This window comes from Konateibacter massiliensis, assembly GCF_900184995.1.
Classification (GTDB): domain Bacteria; phylum Bacillota; class Clostridia; order Lachnospirales; family Lachnospiraceae; genus Lachnotalea; species Lachnotalea massiliensis.
Window position 1 is genome coordinate 386,184 of sequence record NZ_LT860098.1, and the last position, 17,724, is coordinate 403,907.

Annotated in this window: 18 protein-coding genes and 1 tRNA gene; 5 read left to right on the forward strand and 14 right to left on the reverse strand. The window is 41.8% G+C overall.

From position 1 onward, the window contains the following. Positions 1-7: 7 nt before the first annotated feature. Complete coding sequence (locus CTY48_RS03100) at positions 8-1,099, reverse strand: DegT/DnrJ/EryC1/StrS family aminotransferase (protein WP_099467055.1); 1,092 nt, start codon at positions 1,097-1,099, stop codon at positions 8-10. 174 nt (positions 1,100-1,273) lie between these two features. Beyond that, positions 1,274-2,254 carry an acyltransferase family protein gene (locus tag CTY48_RS03105; RefSeq protein ID WP_099467056.1) on the reverse strand — a complete coding sequence of 327 codons (981 nt, stop codon included), beginning with the start codon at positions 2,252-2,254 and terminating at the stop codon, positions 1,274-1,276. A 175-nt stretch (positions 2,255-2,429) separates the two neighbouring features. Between CTY48_RS03105 and CTY48_RS03110 the strand changes: the two genes are divergently transcribed. Genes CTY48_RS03110 through CTY48_RS03125 form a run of 4 tightly spaced genes read left to right on the forward strand, consistent with a single transcriptional unit; the run spans position 2,430 to position 6,199 of the window. After that, positions 2,430-3,602 (forward strand): CDP-glycerol glycerophosphotransferase family protein, encoded by a 1,173-nt coding sequence (locus tag CTY48_RS03110; RefSeq protein WP_099467057.1) that lies wholly within the window; start codon positions 2,430-2,432, stop codon positions 3,600-3,602. Between the two features lies 1 nt (position 3,603). Beyond that, the gene (locus CTY48_RS03115; protein WP_099467058.1) at positions 3,604-4,401 is read left to right on the forward strand and encodes a GNAT family N-acetyltransferase; all 798 of its coding nucleotides are present in this window, start codon (positions 3,604-3,606) and stop codon (positions 4,399-4,401) included. Between the two features lie 22 nt (positions 4,402-4,423). Then, complete coding sequence (locus CTY48_RS03120; RefSeq protein WP_099467059.1) at positions 4,424-5,476, forward strand: pyridoxal phosphate-dependent aminotransferase; 1,053 nt, start codon at positions 4,424-4,426, stop codon at positions 5,474-5,476. Between the two features lie 12 nt (positions 5,477-5,488). After that, positions 5,489-6,199: a phosphocholine cytidylyltransferase family protein gene (locus CTY48_RS03125; protein ID WP_099467060.1), complete on the forward strand. Its 711-nt coding sequence runs from the start codon at positions 5,489-5,491 to the stop codon at positions 6,197-6,199. A gap of 75 nt (positions 6,200-6,274) precedes the next feature. Here CTY48_RS03125 and CTY48_RS03130 read toward each other — a convergent pair whose 3' ends face one another. The 9 genes from CTY48_RS03130 to CTY48_RS03170 form a co-directional block, all read right to left on the reverse strand. Further along, positions 6,275-7,108, reverse strand: coding sequence for a CvfB family protein (locus tag CTY48_RS03130; RefSeq protein ID WP_099467061.1), 834 nt, complete (start codon positions 7,106-7,108; stop codon positions 6,275-6,277). An 84-nt stretch (positions 7,109-7,192) separates the two neighbouring features. Next, the gene (locus CTY48_RS03135; protein ID WP_099467062.1) at positions 7,193-7,900 is read right to left on the reverse strand and encodes an acyl-[acyl-carrier-protein] thioesterase; all 708 of its coding nucleotides are present in this window, start codon (positions 7,898-7,900) and stop codon (positions 7,193-7,195) included. Between the two features lie 142 nt (positions 7,901-8,042). Next, positions 8,043-8,114, reverse strand: a tRNA-Gln gene (locus tag CTY48_RS03140). A gap of 155 nt (positions 8,115-8,269) precedes the next feature. Next, entirely contained in the window at positions 8,270-9,163 is an 894-nt protein-coding gene (locus tag CTY48_RS03145) for an Rpn family recombination-promoting nuclease/putative transposase (protein ID WP_099467063.1), read from the reverse strand. Between the two features lie 453 nt (positions 9,164-9,616). Beyond that, positions 9,617-10,801: a pyridoxal phosphate-dependent aminotransferase gene (locus CTY48_RS03150; RefSeq protein WP_099467064.1), complete on the reverse strand. Its 1,185-nt coding sequence runs from the start codon at positions 10,799-10,801 to the stop codon at positions 9,617-9,619. Positions 10,802-11,020: 219 nt separating this feature from the next. Then, positions 11,021-12,166 (reverse strand): 1-propanol dehydrogenase PduQ, encoded by a 1,146-nt coding sequence (locus CTY48_RS03155; protein WP_099467065.1) that lies wholly within the window; start codon positions 12,164-12,166, stop codon positions 11,021-11,023. Between the two features lie 120 nt (positions 12,167-12,286). Beyond that, complete coding sequence (locus CTY48_RS03160) at positions 12,287-12,619, reverse strand: hypothetical protein (protein WP_099467066.1); 333 nt, start codon at positions 12,617-12,619, stop codon at positions 12,287-12,289. Further along, a complete protein-coding gene (locus CTY48_RS03165) occupies positions 12,606-13,391 on the reverse strand; it encodes a ParA family protein (RefSeq protein WP_099467067.1) in 786 nt (261 codons plus the stop codon). The genes CTY48_RS03160 and CTY48_RS03165 overlap by 14 nt, the downstream gene beginning before the upstream one ends. A gap of 144 nt (positions 13,392-13,535) precedes the next feature. Then, complete coding sequence (locus CTY48_RS03170; RefSeq protein WP_099467068.1) at positions 13,536-14,420, reverse strand: GNAT family N-acetyltransferase; 885 nt, start codon at positions 14,418-14,420, stop codon at positions 13,536-13,538. A 114-nt stretch (positions 14,421-14,534) separates the two neighbouring features. Here CTY48_RS03170 and CTY48_RS03175 point away from each other — a divergent pair, with 114 nt between their 5' ends. After that, positions 14,535-15,056 (forward strand): peptidylprolyl isomerase, encoded by a 522-nt coding sequence (locus tag CTY48_RS03175; protein WP_099467069.1) that lies wholly within the window; start codon positions 14,535-14,537, stop codon positions 15,054-15,056. 135 nt (positions 15,057-15,191) lie between these two features. Here CTY48_RS03175 and CTY48_RS03180 read toward each other — a convergent pair whose 3' ends face one another. Genes CTY48_RS03180 through CTY48_RS03190 form a run of 3 tightly spaced genes read right to left on the reverse strand, consistent with a single transcriptional unit; the run spans position 15,192 to position 17,436 of the window. After that, positions 15,192-15,557 (reverse strand): VOC family protein, encoded by a 366-nt coding sequence (locus tag CTY48_RS03180; RefSeq protein ID WP_099467070.1) that lies wholly within the window; start codon positions 15,555-15,557, stop codon positions 15,192-15,194. A 34-nt stretch (positions 15,558-15,591) separates the two neighbouring features. After that, positions 15,592-16,419, reverse strand: a complete 828-nt coding sequence (locus tag CTY48_RS03185; protein ID WP_099467071.1) for a TPM domain-containing protein — start codon at positions 16,417-16,419, stop codon at positions 15,592-15,594. Between the two features lie 15 nt (positions 16,420-16,434). Beyond that, a complete protein-coding gene (locus CTY48_RS03190) occupies positions 16,435-17,436 on the reverse strand; it encodes a zinc ribbon domain-containing protein (protein ID WP_099467072.1) in 1,002 nt (333 codons plus the stop codon). Positions 17,437-17,724: the final 288 nt, after the last annotated feature.

Here is a 17,724-nt window from a genome sequence, read left to right on the forward strand (position 1 = left end):
TTTCATTCTAGAATCTATTTATTGCATCAATCACAAAAGTCTGCTCTTCCTCTGTCATTCCATTGTACATCGGAATGGATAACACGGTATCCGCATAATTTTCTGTAATCGGAAAATCACCTTTTTTATATCCAAGATAAGCGTATGCCTCTGATAAATGCGGAGGAACCGGATAATGAATAATTGTACCGATTTCTTTCTCATTAAGATAGTCTACCAAAGCATCTCTTTCCTTGCAATTGATAACATACTGGTGATAAATGGAAGTCGCCTTCTCTCTCACCCTCGGAAGCTCAATCTTAGAATTGTTAAGCTCCTTATCATAGCGTCTTGCAATCGCAATCTTTTCCTCCGTCAATTCATGCATATGGGAAAGACGGACGCGAAGCAAACCTGCCTGTAACTCATCTAATCTCGAGTTAGTACCCACTAATTCATTATAGTATCGTACCTTGCTGCCATAATTTCTATATATGCGGAAATCTTCCGCTATTTTATCGTCATTTGTGGTAATCGCACCCGCTTCACCAAATGCCCCAAGATTCTTGGACGGATAAAAGGAAAAACAACCGATATCTCCAAACGTTCCGGTCATCTGTCCGTCAAACTCAGCACCGTGTGACTGCGCACAATCTTCCACAAGTCTTAACTTATATTTTTTAGCCAGTGCAACAACCTCGTCCATCTTACAGGATTGTCCATACAAATGAACAACTAAGATTGCCTTGGTCTTGTCTGTAATCTTTTCTTCTATTTTTGATGCATCAATATTGTAATATTCATCCGGCTCCACAAATATAGGTGTTGCGCCGTTCATAGTAATTCCCATCACACTCGCAATATAAGTATTTGCCTGAACAATCACTTCATCGCCTTTTCCTATTCCAAGTATGCGGAAAGCTATCCATAATGCATCTAACCCGCTCGCCAGACCTACACAATGCTTTGTCCCTATGTATGCTGCAAACTCTTCCTCAAAGCTCTTCACTTCATTCCCCAGAACATACCAACCAGAACGAAGCACCTCCAGTGCTTTATCCTCGAATTCTTTCTGATATAAATAAAAGCCTCTGTCAAGGCGATTAGGCATTATTTTCATCTCGTTAACCTCTTTTCAATCTTATGTTACAGTCCAGCCATAACCGAACTGACACCTATCACATAATAACCTTACTTATTCTAACATGCCCCATGTAATTCGTCAATGTCTGAAAAATCGTAAATTCCTCATTCGCGCTACCTAAATTAAGCTTTTCTTAAGATTTTATTTCTGCTATCTTCTTCCAAATAAAAGAAGATTTGTAATCCTCGTCTGTCTTGCCATATAAATCAGACCGGCACTCGCAGCACTCATCAGAATAAAAGTCAAAACCACAAACAAAAGCCCGCTTGCAGAATACAAATCATACGTCACTCCCTGCGGATTCAGCCTCGTTGCAAAATGGAAGTGAACAGTATAAACTTCAAGCGTATACATTCCAAGCCATGCAAGCTTAGATTTTATTACGTTTTCCTTACTTTTTAGAAAAATATAAAAAATAACATAGGAGCCGAGAAGCCCCTTCACAATCTGCATCACCAAAACAGGCAGCGTGCTGTCTCCAAATATGCAAAGATACACAAAAAGCGCCAGACATAGCAAAAATCCCACAAATTGAAGCTTTTCCTTAATCAATGCCGACAGCTGCTCCCGATATACGCTCACGAAATACCCCGCAAAAAACGGCGGCATGTACCGTATGGTCAGTTCCGGGCTTAAAAAGCTGTTTCCAAGCAAAAGCTGCAGCACAAATATACCTGACAGCATCCCAAATATAATTGTAAAGCTGGCAAAGGCAAATCTTGGGTATTTTTTTTGAATTTTGCCGTTTAAAAGCTGCGCTGTATAAAGAATCACATTTAAGAGAAACAAAGTCATCAAAAACCAGAGTCCGCGCTCCGTCTGAAATAGCGTCTTCTTGATTCCGAGTGCCAGATTGTCCCATTGCTTTAGGACAAGCCATGTAAAAAAAGGCACAATATAAGTAACTGCCCGTTTTCCCAGTATCGAACGCCACTCGGTCACACTCTCTATCGGTGCTTTAAATCCCATAATATATCCGCTTATCATAATAAAAACGGGCATCTGCACTGCCTCAATCATCGGATAAATATATGGATCATTTATTTCATTTAATATTAAGATATGCCCTATCATAACGAGAAGAATGGCAAAGCCCTTCATCGCATCAAGGGAAGTATTTCTCTCACGCATGAACTCGGAACTCCTTTTTATCAAATTATTACAATTGAACCTATTTTAGCACACTTTCTATTTTATGAATAGATTATTGCATTATTTTGTGATAAGATAAATTAATTAGAAGTAATTGTTTTCATATCATAGGCATTTCCTATGATATGAAATAGCTTAAATTTAGGAGACTTATATGAAAAAACTGCTTGTGCAAATCTATTTATTTTTTCATAAAATCATAATCAAGCTGGCATGGCACATTTTTACCCATTGCCGGCTAAATCAAAATAAAATTGTGTTCAGTAACTTTAACGGAGGCGGCTATGGCGATAATCCAAAGTTTATCGCACAGGAAATCCTTGATGCAAAGCTTCCTTACGAGCTGTTCTGGGTATGTGGGGAAAAAAACAGCATTTTTCCGTCAGAAATTAAGTTAGTAAAACCTAACACGCTTGCCTTTGTCTATCATATGGCGACTGCGGGCTTTTGGATTGACAACACGAGAAAGCTGTACTATTTCAAAAAGCGCCCCGAGCAGTATTATATCCAGACATGGCATGGCGGTCCGGGGCTTAAAAAAGTAGAGCGCGACTGTGAGGCTGCTTTAAGCGAAGAGTATAAAGCATACGCCAAAATCGATTCGAAGCATATTGATTTGTTCCTCTCCTGTTGCAGATGGTGCAGTGATTTATATCATTCCTCCTTCTGGTACAGCGGTGCCTTGCTGGAAAAGGGAATTCCGAAAAATGATTTATATTTTAAAAATCCGGAGCCGATTCGAGAGAAGGTCTTTTCCCATTATAAACTCGACCGCTCCAAAAAGCTTGTCATGTACGCGCCTACCTACCGTGATAACCGAAAAACGGATATGTATAACTTGGATTGCGAAGGGGTATTAAAGGCTTTTGAGAAGCGCTTTAGCGGCTCTTTTGCTCTTTTAATACGTCTGCATCCGAACGTGGCAGAGCAGGACGGCATTTTTACTTATACCGATACGATTTTAAATGCCAGCCGTTATCCGAATATGCAAGAGCTGTTAGTCGCATCAGATATGATTATAACCGATTATTCAGGCTGTGCCTTTGATTTTCCTCCACTAAAAAAACCGGGCTTTTTATATGCAGAAGACTACGAGGAAATGAAACAGGTTAAGGATTATTATTTTTCTCTGGAAGAACTTCCTTTTTCCCTAAGCCGGAACAATAAGGAGCTTATTCAGAATATTGAACAGTTTCAGTACAAACAATATGAATCAGACTGTGAGCGTTATGTGAATGAGATCCAATATTTTGACGAGGGCAATGCCTCCCGTGCAGTTGTGGAAGTCATTACAGAACGTATAAAAAAACGAAACGGAGGGTTATAGAATGTATCAGCTTGCAAAAGAAAGCGATGTGGCGGAGCTGCTTTCCTATTTTGAGCAGGATTTAAAAAACTGCCTGTACAGCTACATTGACTTAAAAAAATACGGAGTGGAACACAAGGATTTACAAATTTATTTTCAAAGGGAAAAAGACGGACTCACTTCTGTTGCGACAAAATATTACAACGGCTTGCAGCTTTATTGCTTGGAGCAGGATTTCCCGGTGGAAGAGACAGTCTCTCTCATTCAGGAACTGGCTCCCTCGATTATCTCCTCGACACCTGACGTAATCCGACTGCTTTCACCGCATTTTTGCCCGGGATACGAGTTGGAGAAAGGCTTTGTCACCTCGATATCCAAGATCCTTTACACCGACTTATCCTTTCATGTAAAACCTGCAGACTTCGAGGATTTGGAGGAAATTGCAAATCTCATCTGCATGGATGAGGGCTTGGGCGGACATTACACCGTGGCTGACTTGACAATGCAGCTTTCCAGCCGTATGAAAGAGAACTTCGGACGCAACTATATTATCCGTCAGGAAGGAAATATTGTGTGCCATGCTGCTACCTATGCCGAGGTCGACAATCTGGCAGTTATAAGCGGTGTTATCACCCATCCGGTACATCGTGGAAAAGGCTTTGCGCTCACCCTTGTATCCAAGCTGTGTGAAGACCTGCTTTCGGAAGGCAAACAGCCTCATCTGTTCTATTACACAGAGAGCGCCGGATATTTATATAACAAAATTGGCTTTCGCTCCCCAAGTGGCTGGGCGAAACTGGTAAAACACGAGACAGTATAATTTTTTGAAAAGAGGTAGAATTATGTATTATGTAAACCCAAATATAAAGGATGTGGTCCGGATTTTTCCGCCCCAAAACCGTTACGGCTATCTAAGATTGGATATGAACGAGAATCCGGAAGGACTTCCGCAGGATTTTGTAAACGAGGTATTGAAAGAATTCACACCGGAATTCTTGGCAACTTACCCGGAGCCTGATATATTTATTCAAAAATATGCTGACTTCATAAACGTAAAGCCGGAAAATATCTGTATTACAAACGGTTCAGACGCAGCGATTCGCTATGCTTTTGAAGTTTTTGCCGCACCCGGAAGCAGTGTAGTCACCGTGACACCAAGCTTCGAAATGTACGGTGTTAATTGCAATATACTTGGACTTGTCCACAAGCCTGTGTCCTATGACGCTGACTTTACAATCTCAGTCGATGCCATTGTAGAGGCGATTGACGAGACAACAGATATTGTTGCACTGCTTAATCCAAACAATCCGATCGGACCAAACTTCAACTTCGATGAGGCGAAACGTGTCATTGAGCGTGCAAAAGAGGTGGGTGCCGTTGTTATTTTTGACGAGGCTTACCATTATTTTTGCAAAAACACCTTTTTGGAACTCATTCATGAGTATGATAATGTACTGGTTTTCCGCACCTTCTCCAAACTCTTTTCACTTGCGGGCTGCCGCCTCGGTATGGTAATCAGCAATGAGACGATAACGCACTATCTGCGCAAGGCGCGTCCTTCCTTTGAGGTAAATGCACTGGCGTTAAAGCTTGCTGAAAGAATTCTGGACCACCCTGAGGTGTTTGAAGAGCTGCAGCAGATTTCTGCTTCCGGAAGAGACTACCTACTTCGTGCCTTAGAGGACAACGGCTATGAATATTACCCGCAGAGCGGCAATTTTATCTTTTTTAAGCCGCACACGGATGTGACTCTTCTCACCGAGAGATTGGCAGAGCGGAAAATCTTAGTAAAAACCTACGGGAATGATTTATTAAAAAATTACATTCGTATCAACACAGGCTCCCCTAAGGTAATGGAGCAGTTTATGAATACTTTGGTTGAACTTGATCATTAAAGGAGGTACTTAATGAAAGCATTTTTATTAGCGGCAGGTGTCGGAAGCCGTATCAGCCGTGAGGTGTCAAAGCCTAAAAGCCTTTTGGATATCGGCGACGGAACACCTCTTATCCGCCACACGGTGGCTTTGCTGCAAAAATATGGCATCGAGGTTTCCATTATTGTCGGCTACAACAAAAAGCTTTTTTTCGAAGCATTGGAAGGAATGAACGTCACCTTTTTTGACAATCCTTTTTACCGCGTCTCAAACAGCATTGCCTCCCTTTGGTTTGCAAAGGACGCCTTGATTGCAGGCGATGATTACTTATTTGCCAATGCCGATGTGTTTTTCGAGGAGGACATCTTAGAAAAACTGCTCCATGCAAAAGAGGATATTACCATGCTTGCCGACTACCGTAAAATCGAGGAGGGCGATTATTTCTTCCACTGCGAAAACGGTCTGGTCACCAAGTACGGCAAGGAGCTTCCTGTATCCGAGCGCACCTGTGAATATGTGGGTATCGCCAAGGTCGGAAAAAATTATATTGAGCATTTCAAGTCCGTTATGATGGAGATGGTAGACAGCGAGGATTACAATACCTGGTGGGAAACCGTTCTCTACTCCCACTGTGAGGAATTTCCGATTCACACGCTGGATGTGGCACCTCATTTTTGGTCTGAGATTGATTATATTGAAGACTATGAGAGAATTGTTGAATATGTTAAGAAATTACATGAATAGTAGTGAAAGCTAGGATATAAAGAGCTGCCAAGCTCCTCATGCATGAGGGACTTGACAGCTCTTTTGTTTTACTTCTTATATTTTACTAATACTGTTTTCCGTTATCTCAATTTTTCCTTCTTTTAACAGACGTCCTACTGCCCGTTTAAAGGCATTTTTACTCAAACCAAACTCTTTCTTGATAATCTCCGGAGACACTTTATCATTAAATGGCAACGCTCCGCCGCGTTTCTCAATCGCTTCCATAATCAGCTTGGAATCATCGTCCATCTGTAGATATGCCTTTTCCCTGACACTCAAGTCCAGCCTGCCATCCTCTTTTACATTGATGACTCTCGCCTGTACTGTATCACCGATTTTCAGACTTCCATATGCTTCTTTCTTGCTGATAAGAGCGGAATATTTATTGTCAACCGCCACAAACATTCCAAACTCATCGCTCTCCTCATAAATCGTTCCCGTCACCCGGTCCTCTTTCTGATAAGGAGATTCTAGCTCTAGATATTCATACACGTTCATAGTAGCGCACAGACGCTGGCTCTTATCAATATAGAGAGCCACCAGGCAATGATCTCCCGGTTTCACACGGCTTGTCTGCTCCTTGAAAGGCAAGAACAAATCCTTTTCCAGACCCCAGTCCAAAAATGCTCCGATTTTTCCAACCTCCAGCACCTCAAGAACCGCTACCTGTCCAAACTCAAGCTTTGGCTCCCTCACCGTCGCAATAAATCTGTCATTGGAATCTTTATAAATAAATACCTCTATTACATCGTGCAGCTTTGTTCTCGCAGGCACTTGTTTTTTCGGCAGAAGGATTCTGTCCTCCGCTTCCTGTGTCTCAGCCAGATAAACGCCGAACTCCACTTCCTTTACTACCATTAATTCCTGTCTTTTTCCTAATTTAAACATTTCTATTTGTATGATAATGATAGGGAATTATCATACGCTCCTTTCTCCTTTATAAGAAGTGTTTTTACTTCTGATCATACTTTCCTACGATATAACAAACTCGACGACTGCATATGTGTTATCATTCTCGTCGCACAGCTCTATAATATATTTTCCGTCCGCAATTGATTGTTTCGGCACAATAATGTCCTGATAGACCGCCGCTTTCTTATATTCTGCCCGCATCTGCTTTACAAATGCACCCTGCGGAAGATATTCCTCCGCCAACTCAATATACTGCCCATTGTTCACATGATGATTGGTGTCCAGATTGCTTCTTCTCACCCGAAAGCTCTCTAAACGTTCTGATTCCTCCGGAAGCTTTATCTTTCTTGGTAGATAAACCATGTCCAAAGGCGGCTCCAAGTCATAGCCTTTACTGTCTTCCTCCGTTATCTTAGTCGGATGTCCCGTTTGAAGGTCCACCAACGCCCAAAGCGTATTTGCCGAAGCTGCAATCTCCCCCTTCTCATCATATATCACAAAGTTCCTCGCGCCATACAGCCCCTTAAAGTCATGCGCCCACGTTCCGACCTTAATCTCCTCGCCAAGCTCTAACTGCCTTTTTATGTCAACCTGCCAAGATGTCAAAAGCCAGCCTTTTCCTCTTTCAATCAGCGTTGAAATTCCCTGACCGATATGCTCCGACTGAAACGTACTGCAATCTTGAAAATAATTTACAATTGAACTGACGGTTGTTCTTCCGTCCATATCTATTTCACTGTATCTCACCTTTGTCTGAAAGCTGAACATTGATATTTCCTCACTTCTTTTGTCTCTCTGTTGTTTAAAAGCCAATGCCACAAGAAAGTGTGCATTTCTTTTACATCATAGGAAATTCGCAGACATTTCCTATGATGTAAAAAATCCCTGTAAGAACTCTTACAGGGTCTAGCTGGGCTACAAGGATTCGAACCTTGAGATGCTGGAGTCAGAGTCCAGTGCCTTACCGTTTGGCGATAGCCCAATATTCAAATATGTCTCTTGTTATTTCGTCAACAAAATGTATTATATACGATATAGAATATTATTTCAAGTATTTTTTTCATTTTTTTCAAATTTTAAAAAAATTACGCTATAATATATTTATCAGCCATCCCCAAAGGGATGGCCGCGCTTCTGCTATTCTAAATATTTCTCTGCTTCTTTCTGGGATAACGCAAATTTCTCTTTCAACTTTTCTATAATAGTTTCATCGGAAAGATTAAGTTCTCTAAGCGCTTCAATCATAGCTTTTACTCCCAATTCTATTCCTTCTTTTTTTCCCTGAGTAATTCCTTGACTTATTCCTTCCTCTATCCCATGCCTCCTAGCGTCCTTCAGCTCTTGTTTCTTGTCCATAATCGCCATCTGCCTATGCAAATAATCTAGCCTTGCTTCCTCGTCCTGATTGATTTTCTCCAGCTCTCTTACAACCTCTCCCATCACTTCGTCCTCCTTTCCTATTTGCTTATATTCTTCCCACGTGCTTGCCTGAAACATCTTCGCCCATTTATACAGGTCACTCTTTTGCTCTTCCTCGCCTGCATTCTTAAGCTTAGTTAGTTCTATTGTGTGAAATTCTATCTTGTCTGTATATATCTTTCCCGTTTCTTCATTCATAAGCCGATACCTTGAATGAAACTGTTCCACATCATCAAATAGTGTAAAATCCAATATACTGATGCTAACGCATGGATGAATCTCATCATAGATAGTGCCTGCTTTTACCTGCTCCGTATACATCTTACACGTGTAAAACAGGGAACGGTTTACCCAAAATTCAAAGCTTCTCACTTGCAACTCAATATTAATTCGTGTCTTTTCTCTGATTGTTACATACACATCCAATATCCCAAGCTTGTCATCTACGTGCTCTTTTTCTAAATCCTTCTGCATCGGCTGTATGCAGGTTATATCTTCACGGTCATAGCCCAGCACGTCTGCAATTAAGGCTCCAAGGATTGTTTTGTTTCGCATGACATATTGAAATGCAAAGTCTACTTTTAATAGTATGACATCATCCGTATTATTCATATCTTCTCCCCTTTATTATACCTATCTTTGCGTGTTTCTACAACTAAAGAATCAATTCGACTAGCATCCCTTCAAAAATTCCAAAAGCATCCCCCCCGTATTCCAACCGTATCTTTTTACCTATTTGAGATAATTGGCTGATTCGCCATGAATTAAGATGGGATTTTACTCCCTGTGTAATCCAATAAAGTATCAGAGAATTAATAGTAACACAAAACGATACTAAGTAGCTAAATCTGATTTTTTATTGCTTACCAGCTTACTGTATCATTCTTTTTATCAAAATACAATTCCTAATTTTTTTTATAAATATAAAGAGTGGTACTAAGTTATACCCTCATGAATATTTAGAATCATGACCATCCATAAATGGATGGTCATAGCTTTTGTTTTATAACAAGTAAAGCCGCTTGCAACCTCATCTTGTTTATCTCTTTGTCAAATCCTGTTGCGTCAATACTCCGCCTTCACAAAGTCCTCAAGCGCCTTTAAACTTCGACGCACCTTTTCCGTATCAATGCAATATGCCATGCGGAAGTACCCCGACACACCAAAGCTGTCACTCGGCACCAGAATAAGATTGTATTTTCTCGCCTTAATGCAGAAGCTCTTTGCATCTTCTTCAAGCGCTTTCGGGAAAATATAAAAGGTTCCGCCCGGTCTGATCACCTCAAAGCCAAGCTCTGTCAGCTTATCGTAAATAAGCTTCATATTTGTCTCATACACCGCCAAATCACTCGTCTTGTCAAGAACCTCCGCAACCGCAAGCTGAACGCTGGATGCGGGACAATTATGACCGATTCCGCGGCTTATCTGCCCACACATAACAGCTATAATGTCGGCATCTGTCCCTTTCGGATTCGCTGCTATATAACCGATACGCTCCCCCGGGAGGCTAAGGCTCTTAGAAAAAGAATAGCAGGAAAGAGAGTTGCTGTAATATTTGCTTGGATAAGGCGCTTTCTTTTGGTCGAATACAATTTCACGATAAGGCTCATCGCTGATCAGAAAAATATCATGCTCATATTCCTTCTGCTTTTTCTCCATGATTTCTGCCAATCTCTGTATAGTTTCCTCCGAATACACCACCCCAGAAGGATTATTCGGTGTGTTAATCAAAACCGCCTGAACCTTCTCGTTCAGAACCGCCTCAAATGCATCAAAATTAATCTGGAAGCTTGTTGTATCTGCCGGAACTACCTTTAAAACAGCGCCGGTCTTTCCCACATACTCATGATATTCTGGAAAAAACGGAGCAAAGGTAATAACCTCATCACCCGGCTTCGTCACACATCGAAGCGCATGTGCCAAAGCTCCTGCCGCACCGCTCGTCATGAAAATATGCTTCGTATCATAGTTCATGTCAAAACGCTCATTCAGACTCTTTGCAACCTTTTGGCGCACCTCGGTATTTCCAAGAGAAGGGCTGTAGCCATGCAGCTCGGAGGAACTTTTCTGCTCAAGCAGCTCCTTCATCACCTTTGTATAATCCTTATGCACCGGAACACTCGGATTTCCGAGACTGTAATCAAATACATTTTCATAGCCTATCCTGCTTCCCAGCTCCGCTGCAAATTCGGACTGCTCCCGAATAATCGACTTGCCCTGTAACATTTCCTTATATGCCTGATTAATCATTGTCTGTTCTCCTTTTTATAAGCTAAAATAATCAAACCTTGCTGCGAGAATTCTTGTTTATCTCTTCCGTATACATATATACTACTATGAGTTTACCACATTTTCCTGTTTTTTGTCTTTATAAATTCAAAGCAATTTCTTATTGCATTCGTGCGCATAAATACTTTGCAATTTTCTATAATATAACAAAGTGCCAGCTTTCGCTGACACTTTTCACTGCTACCATAAATTTCGGTAGATTTCTTTTACCTGAGCCTTTGTCGGCACTCTCGGATTTGTTTTTGTACACGCATCCGACAATGCTGCTTCGGCTAACACGTCTATTTTAGCCATATATTCACTCTCCGATATCTTTTCCATCTGGGAAATACAAATCGGAATGTTCATTTCTTTTAGCATAAACTGGATCCAGTTTACAAGTGCTCTTACTGTTGTTATTTCATTAAAATTATTTAAACCCAGCAGCTTTGCTATATTGCAATATTTACGCACTGCAGGCAGGTATTCCTTTTTGGTCTTGCTGTGAATGTTGATATCACTGTTAAACTCAATAATATGAGGCAACAGCATCGCATTTGCCCTGCCGTGAGGAATGTGGAAATTTGCCCCCAGCGGATGTGCCATACCATGATTCAGTCCGAGTGAAGCTGAATTAAATGCCAGTCCTGCAAGGCAGGAAGCCACATGAATCTTTTGCCTTGCGTGCATGTCGTTGCCGTCCAGATATGCTCTTAACAACCATACACCACAGATTTCAATGGCCTTTTCTGCAAGTGCCGCAGAAAATTCATTGTTGTTGATACTGACATATGCCTCGATTGCATGGGTTAAAACATCCATTCCCGTATCCGCCGTCACTGCCGGAGGAACACTTCGCACCAGCTCGGCATCCAAAATAGCCTCGGATGGAATCAACTCATCGGATACCAATGGATATTTCACCTGATTTTGCGGGTCGGAAATAACTGCAAAAGAGGTAACCTCTGAGCCTGTCCCGCTTGTCGTCGGAATGGCTATTAACGGAATGTCTCCAAATCGCTCAATATCCAGAGCAAATTTTTTAATGGATTTTGCAGAGTCAATGGCGGAGCCTCCTCCGACTGCGATGACTGCCTCTGGCTTATATTCCAGCAGAGCCTTTACACCTGCCACAATCTTTTCCACCGGAGGGTCAGGCACTACATCGCTGAACACCTCAAATACAGAGCTTCCTTCCTCCAACCGATATGTAATCAGCTTCAGCATACCGCTTTGTACCACAAAAGGGTCTGTTATAATCATGACCTTCTTATAAGGAAGCTCAGCAAGACGGTCCAACGCGTTCTCGCCAAAATATATTTTCGTCTTTATATCAAATGACTTCATATCTCTGCTACATCCTTTCCGAACCTATTGTATAATTGTTATTTATTTATCATATTATACTACATCAGCTTTCGTTGTGCAATACAAAGTCAAACAAAACAACAAAATACCACAGAATAATCAAAGAAGATAGGTCGGCAATTCACATATCATATTGGATACTATCTCTCCATGGGCCGGTTTATTCTGATCGACAGGCTGTTTTACTACCGGCTTTGATGCCGTTTTAGGCGCTGCCTTTTTCGCTGGTTTTTTGGAAGTCTGCGGTTTCACTGCTTTTGGGGTCGTTTTTGCAGCCGGCTTCACCGCCTCTTTTCCCTCTGTTTCTTGCTTTTCTTTTGTTTCTGTTGTTTTTTCCGCCTTCTCCACAATCTTTTCTACTACTTCGTCCTCAACCTTCGCTATCACGGTTGCGTTTGCTGCTCTTTTGATACTTTCTTTACCGATTGCCATAGTTCATTACCTCCTCTGCCAGTGCCATGTATTCCTTGGCGCTTCTGCTGCTTTTTTTATATGCAATTACCGTTTTACTGTTATCCTGTGCCCACTCGATGGAACTGTCAACGCGGACATAGGCATCAAACAGATGCACATCATCCACCTCCTGCAAGGTCTGGATTGTCTGCTTGAAATAATTCTTTCGCTCATCCACCTTTGTGATTACCACTCCCATCAAGGATAAATCCGGTGCAATCTGCTTTACCTCATTGATAAACTCAAACATATTCGCTAGTCCGAACAGACCCCACGGACTTGCCTCCACCGGAACAATCACCTCATCCGAGGCACATAGGATATTCATAACCCAGCCTCCAAGAGTAGGAGGCGCATCAATCAAAATATAGTCGTATAAGCCGGACTCCTTTATCTTGCCCAGACACTTTTTCAGGATAAGCTCCCGCTGCCATTTCGTAAACAATTCATACTCGATGGAGCTCATCAGAGTGGAGGACGGTATCAAATCCAGATTTTCAAACTCTGTATGAACAATATAGTCTGTCAGCTCTTTCTGTTCCTTAATCGCATAGTATAAATTCTTATCACTTCTTGCAAATTCCAACACTTCCTCCTCTGAAAAAAAGGATAGGGACAGGTTGAGCTGCATATCACCATCAATGAGCAGCACCTTTTTTCCAAGCAGTGTCAAACCATATCCCACATTGGAGCATGTGGTTGACTTTCCGCTTCCTCCCTTATTGTTTGCAAAGCATATCACCTTCGTCATTTCCGTTCTTCCTCCTGCCGCTTTGTCACTATGTTATCATAAGCAAAAATGCTTCTGATCATGCTCCAAAACTTCGTTTTGCCGCTAAACTATTAGATAAAACCAAATACTCACTTCGTTCGTGCTTGGTTTTCTTCCGATAGTTTATATTATATCTTTTTCTTCTTTGCATGTCCATCTATACCAAAGCATCTTTTCACCGTTTATTTCTGCCTCCTGCTCATAATGAAAGCCAAGTTTTTTCACCAATGCGACGGACGCCTTATTATCCTGCTGGATAAAGCAGTTCAAGCTATGGCAGTCAAACCTTTTCACAGCAAGCCGAAGAATTTCCATACATGCTTCGTATGCATAGCCCTGTCTCTGGAAGTCTCCGCCTATCACGTAGCCCAATTCCATCTGGATTTCTCCGTCCACCTCGCGGTTGCTAAGCCCTGCACGCCCAATCAGCCTGCCCGTCTCTTTCTGTATCAGAGTCCATAGCCCATAGCCGTAAAAGCCGTACATATTTTTGATATATGCCCTCGTAAATTCTTCCTCCTCCTCTCTTTCATAGAGAGGCTCCAAAAAACGGATGATCGATTCATGGGCATATAATTCATACAGCTCGTCCAAATCCGCGAGTGTCATTTCTCTTATAATAAGCCGCTTTGTCTCTGCAATCACAATCGGCAGTTGATGGTATCTTTGATAAACCTCTAAGACAAACCGGTAATCTATCTCCCAAAAGCCCTCCGCAAGCATATCTGCCTTAAATAAATCCTGTTCTCCAAGCTCCTTATTGTCATAGGCAAGTGTCGGGATTTGCATGTCATGGCAGCCGTCTATGACCGCTTCATAATCGCTGATGACCAGCCATTCCTCTTTTCCGGTTCCGGTCTTCTGCCCGTAATCCAGAGGCAGAGCAAGTACCTCCACCTGATTTTCCTGCAAATCCGATATAAGTTCCTCAAAGCCTTCAATCCCTTTGTATGTCTTTTTATCCTTCAAATCCACCCCATGAAGCTGTACAAATATTGTTTTTAGCATAAGTATTGTCCCTCATTATAGTTTCGCCTTTACTATTTCTATCTTATCATATAAAATATAAGAACGGTGATTATAAAACCAATTTTAAAAATAATTTTGAAAGGAAGTATTTCAATGGCAAATAATCCAATTGTTACAATCGAAATGGAAAGCGGAGACATCATCAAAGCTGAATTATATCCTGAAGTTGCTCCGAACACAGTAAAAAACTTTATCTCTCTCATAAAAGAGGGCTACTATGACGGCTTGATTTTCCACAGAGTTATTTACGGCTTTATGATTCAGGGGGGCTGTCCAAACGGAAACGGAATGGGCGGTCCTGGCTACTCCATCAAGGGTGAGTTCGCCCAGAACGGCTTTACCAATGACTTAAAGCATGACCCAGGCGTTCTCTCCATGGCGAGATCTATGGCTCCTGATTCCGCAGGCTCCCAGTTCTTTATCATGCACAAGACCTCCCCGCACTTAGACGGTGCCTATGCCGCATTCGGTAAGGTGACAGAGGGACTTGAGGTTGTTGATAAAATCGCAGAGGTTTCCGTTGATTACAGCGACAGACCATTAGAGCCACAGATGATGAAAAAAGTTACGGTAGAGCTTTTCGGCGAAGAGTACGGCGATCCGGAGAAGCTGTAGAAATCGTTTAGATAAGCGGCACACAATGCCATAAAAATTCCCCATAGACGTAAGGCTGATGTTCGATAAACATCTTTACCTTCCCGCCTATGGGGTTCTTTTATGTAAGAAATTGTGAGCTTTGCTCACACTTTCCTATGACATCGGTATAATTTCTATCCAATAACCATCCGGATCAGAAATGAAATAGATGCCCATCGCCTCATTCTCAAAGCAGATAATGCCCATTTCCTTATGTTTTTCGTGAATCTCGTCATAGTTATCTGCCTGAAATGCCAGATGATATTCCAAATCGCCAAGGTTATACGGCTCTTTCCTGTCTCTCAGCCAAGTGAGCTCCAACTTGAAATCTGTTTGCTTATCACCCAAAAATACGAGTTTAAAGGAGTTATCTGCCGCTACACTCTCCCTTACCGGTTCCAATCCCAGTGCATCCTTGTAAAATTTCAAACTTTTTTCCAAATCAAATACATTAAAATTAAAATGATTAAATTGTACCATGTTATTTCCTCCTATCGTTAACTGATATCCTTCTTTAAAACTTTCGGCTGCCGCCGCCATGCCTGTTACCGCTGCTTCCGATGTGTGTAGAGGGTCTTGAACCTCCCATCCCGGCACCAGGCGGTGGATTCGTCTGAATCTTTCTCTTAATCGTGACCGTGCGCTGAAATACATCATGCTGTCTTAAAATCTGGCTCTTGTGACCACTTGCATAAGTATAGCCATTCACCGTCATTTTACTCTTATTTCCGCTGTACATAATAATGACAACGACAAATCCTACAACAAGGGCTGCCACAATCTTTATCGCCCAATCTGTCAGAGTATTATCCTGTGCTGTCTCCTCCCCTGCAATTTCCACTCCATTTTCTACCGCATTTTCCGCTGCTGTTCTTCTTCCCACATCGATATAGCGCTTTGCCAAATCCACATAGGTCGTCATAGCGTCATAATACTCCTCATCACCTAAGTGAGAGGCAACTTGATCCATTATATTATCCGTGGCGTTCTGCGAAAATAAATCAATACATTCTCCGCTTGTCGAGAAAGCAATTTCTCTATCTCCCATCGCAACCAGAAGGATGGTTCCGGTTCCCATCTCCTCCTCATAGCCAAAGCCATTATAGTCAAAAAAGTCATCCGCATACTCTGTTGATGTCTTGCCGTCCAAACTGTCCACTGTCACAATGACAAAATCCGCCTGCATTTCCTCCGTCACATTCTGGCAAAGCTCATTCAGGCTTTGTTCCTCCTCTTCGGATAAAATATCTGCATCATCATAAACCTTCTGTTCCGGGCTTTGAAAACCGCAGGCAAACAGAAAAATAAAAATAGTCATAAACGTAATTATATATCGTTTCATCTCTCACCCTACCTCCTACAAAAAGATGCTTAACGCATGAACGAGCGCAAAGGTTACCGCTGCAATTCCCGTAAACCAGCCTATCGTTTTTGCCACACTCACAGGTAGGTCACCTACGACCTTTCCTGTCTGGCCGTTCATCGCGAATATAAAATTCTTTCCTGCATAGCGATAGTTTAGTATCCATACCGGAAGAAGCACGTATTTTGCACTTCTCCTGTTCATGCTGATATTTTCATATAAAATAGAGGTCGTGGCATAGCCGCTTATTGTACCTCTCGCCGCTGCGGATGCATAGCCGCTGATACGTTTTTCGACCCTCTCCCCCAAATCCTTGTCTGTATAGGAGTATTTTTCTGATAAAAATCCAGAAAGATATGGCATCTCAAAAGGCTTTAAAGACTCGTAATTAAACGGCTCTAATTTATCCATAATACCATCTTCCATCTTTTCTGAAGCATCGGCGGGTACTCTGTTATATGTAGTAGCGACCTCGCGATATACGTCGTAATGGTCTGTGTGAGTGTACTCGGTATCTCCCCTTCTCTCCACACGAACTCTCGTACAATCGGCTCTCAGAGAAACCTCCGTATCATAATCATACAGCCAGAACGGCACATAGATTCCGCTTATTTTTTCAATTGTATTTCGGCTTACAAAGCTCTTCGGGGTAAGAAGACCCTTTCTGCACCACTTTAAATAGGCAGCCTTCGCTTCCTCTTTGCTTACAGAAAAAGGAATCACCATCGAGGGCCTTGCCTGTATAATCCTGTCTTCCATCAAGGTAGAGTTTCCGCAATAGTTACAGAAGGTAGCTGTGGTTGTCATATCCGTAACCAACTCTGCGCCGCAGCTAGGGCAGTGATAGGACTTTACCTCCATCTGATCTTCCTGTTCCCTCGTCTCCATTTCATCCACACTTTTGATTGTCTGACAGTGAGGGCATACCAACTGCTGGCTTTCGCTGTCAAACACCATATTTGAGCCGCAATTTGGACATTTATATACTAAAACCATAATTCATCTTATCCTTTCTTAGTCGCTCCTCAAAATCCGCTACATGAAATATATCATATTTTTACAACTTTTGCACTATCTTTTCTGTACTTGCCGTTACAGTTCAGCCATAAGGCTTCACTGTAACCAGTTACGCTCCAACCATAGGACTCGAACCGTAACCGCCTTCATTCATAGTTTATTCATATAACATTCAAAAAACCTTTACTTCTCACTCATGAATTATTAATTTCTGTTTTATATACTTAATTCAAGGTTATTACTAAAACCACTAAATTTTAATATATA

Coding starts and splice junctions, on each gene's coding strand:
- CTY48_RS03135 (WP_099467062.1), bottom strand. CDS start 7,900: ATGTTCAGCTTTCAGACAAAGGTGAGATACAGTGAAATAGATATGGAC.
- CTY48_RS03115 (WP_099467058.1), top strand. CDS start 3,604: ATGTATCAGCTTGCAAAAGAAAGCGATGTGGCGGAGCTGCTTTCCTAT.
- CTY48_RS03170 (WP_099467068.1), bottom strand. CDS start 14,420: ATGCTAAAAACAATATTTGTACAGCTTCATGGGGTGGATTTGAAGGAT.
- CTY48_RS03165 (WP_099467067.1), bottom strand. CDS start 13,391: ATGACGAAGGTGATATGCTTTGCAAACAATAAGGGAGGAAGCGGAAAG.
- CTY48_RS03190 (WP_099467072.1), bottom strand. CDS start 17,436: ATGGTTTTAGTATATAAATGTCCAAATTGCGGCTCAAATATGGTGTTT.
- CTY48_RS03160 (WP_099467066.1), bottom strand. CDS start 12,619: ATGGCAATCGGTAAAGAAAGTATCAAAAGAGCAGCAAACGCAACCGTG.
- CTY48_RS03180 (WP_099467070.1), bottom strand. CDS start 15,557: ATGGTACAATTTAATCATTTTAATTTTAATGTATTTGATTTGGAAAAA.
- CTY48_RS03120 (WP_099467059.1), top strand. CDS start 4,424: ATGTATTATGTAAACCCAAATATAAAGGATGTGGTCCGGATTTTTCCG.
- CTY48_RS03185 (WP_099467071.1), bottom strand. CDS start 16,419: ATGAAACGATATATAATTACGTTTATGACTATTTTTATTTTTCTGTTT.
- CTY48_RS03130 (WP_099467061.1), bottom strand. CDS start 7,108: ATGTTTAAATTAGGAAAAAGACAGGAATTAATGGTAGTAAAGGAAGTG.
- CTY48_RS03155 (WP_099467065.1), bottom strand. CDS start 12,166: ATGAAGTCATTTGATATAAAGACGAAAATATATTTTGGCGAGAACGCG.
- CTY48_RS03175 (WP_099467069.1), top strand. CDS start 14,535: ATGGCAAATAATCCAATTGTTACAATCGAAATGGAAAGCGGAGACATC.
- CTY48_RS03150 (WP_099467064.1), bottom strand. CDS start 10,801: ATGATTAATCAGGCATATAAGGAAATGTTACAGGGCAAGTCGATTATT.
- CTY48_RS03105 (WP_099467056.1), bottom strand. CDS start 2,254: ATGCGTGAGAGAAATACTTCCCTTGATGCGATGAAGGGCTTTGCCATT.
- CTY48_RS03100 (WP_099467055.1), bottom strand. CDS start 1,099: ATGAAAATAATGCCTAATCGCCTTGACAGAGGCTTTTATTTATATCAG.
- CTY48_RS03145 (WP_099467063.1), bottom strand. CDS start 9,163: ATGAATAATACGGATGATGTCATACTATTAAAAGTAGACTTTGCATTT.
- CTY48_RS03110 (WP_099467057.1), top strand. CDS start 2,430: ATGAAAAAACTGCTTGTGCAAATCTATTTATTTTTTCATAAAATCATA.
- CTY48_RS03125 (WP_099467060.1), top strand. CDS start 5,489: ATGAAAGCATTTTTATTAGCGGCAGGTGTCGGAAGCCGTATCAGCCGT.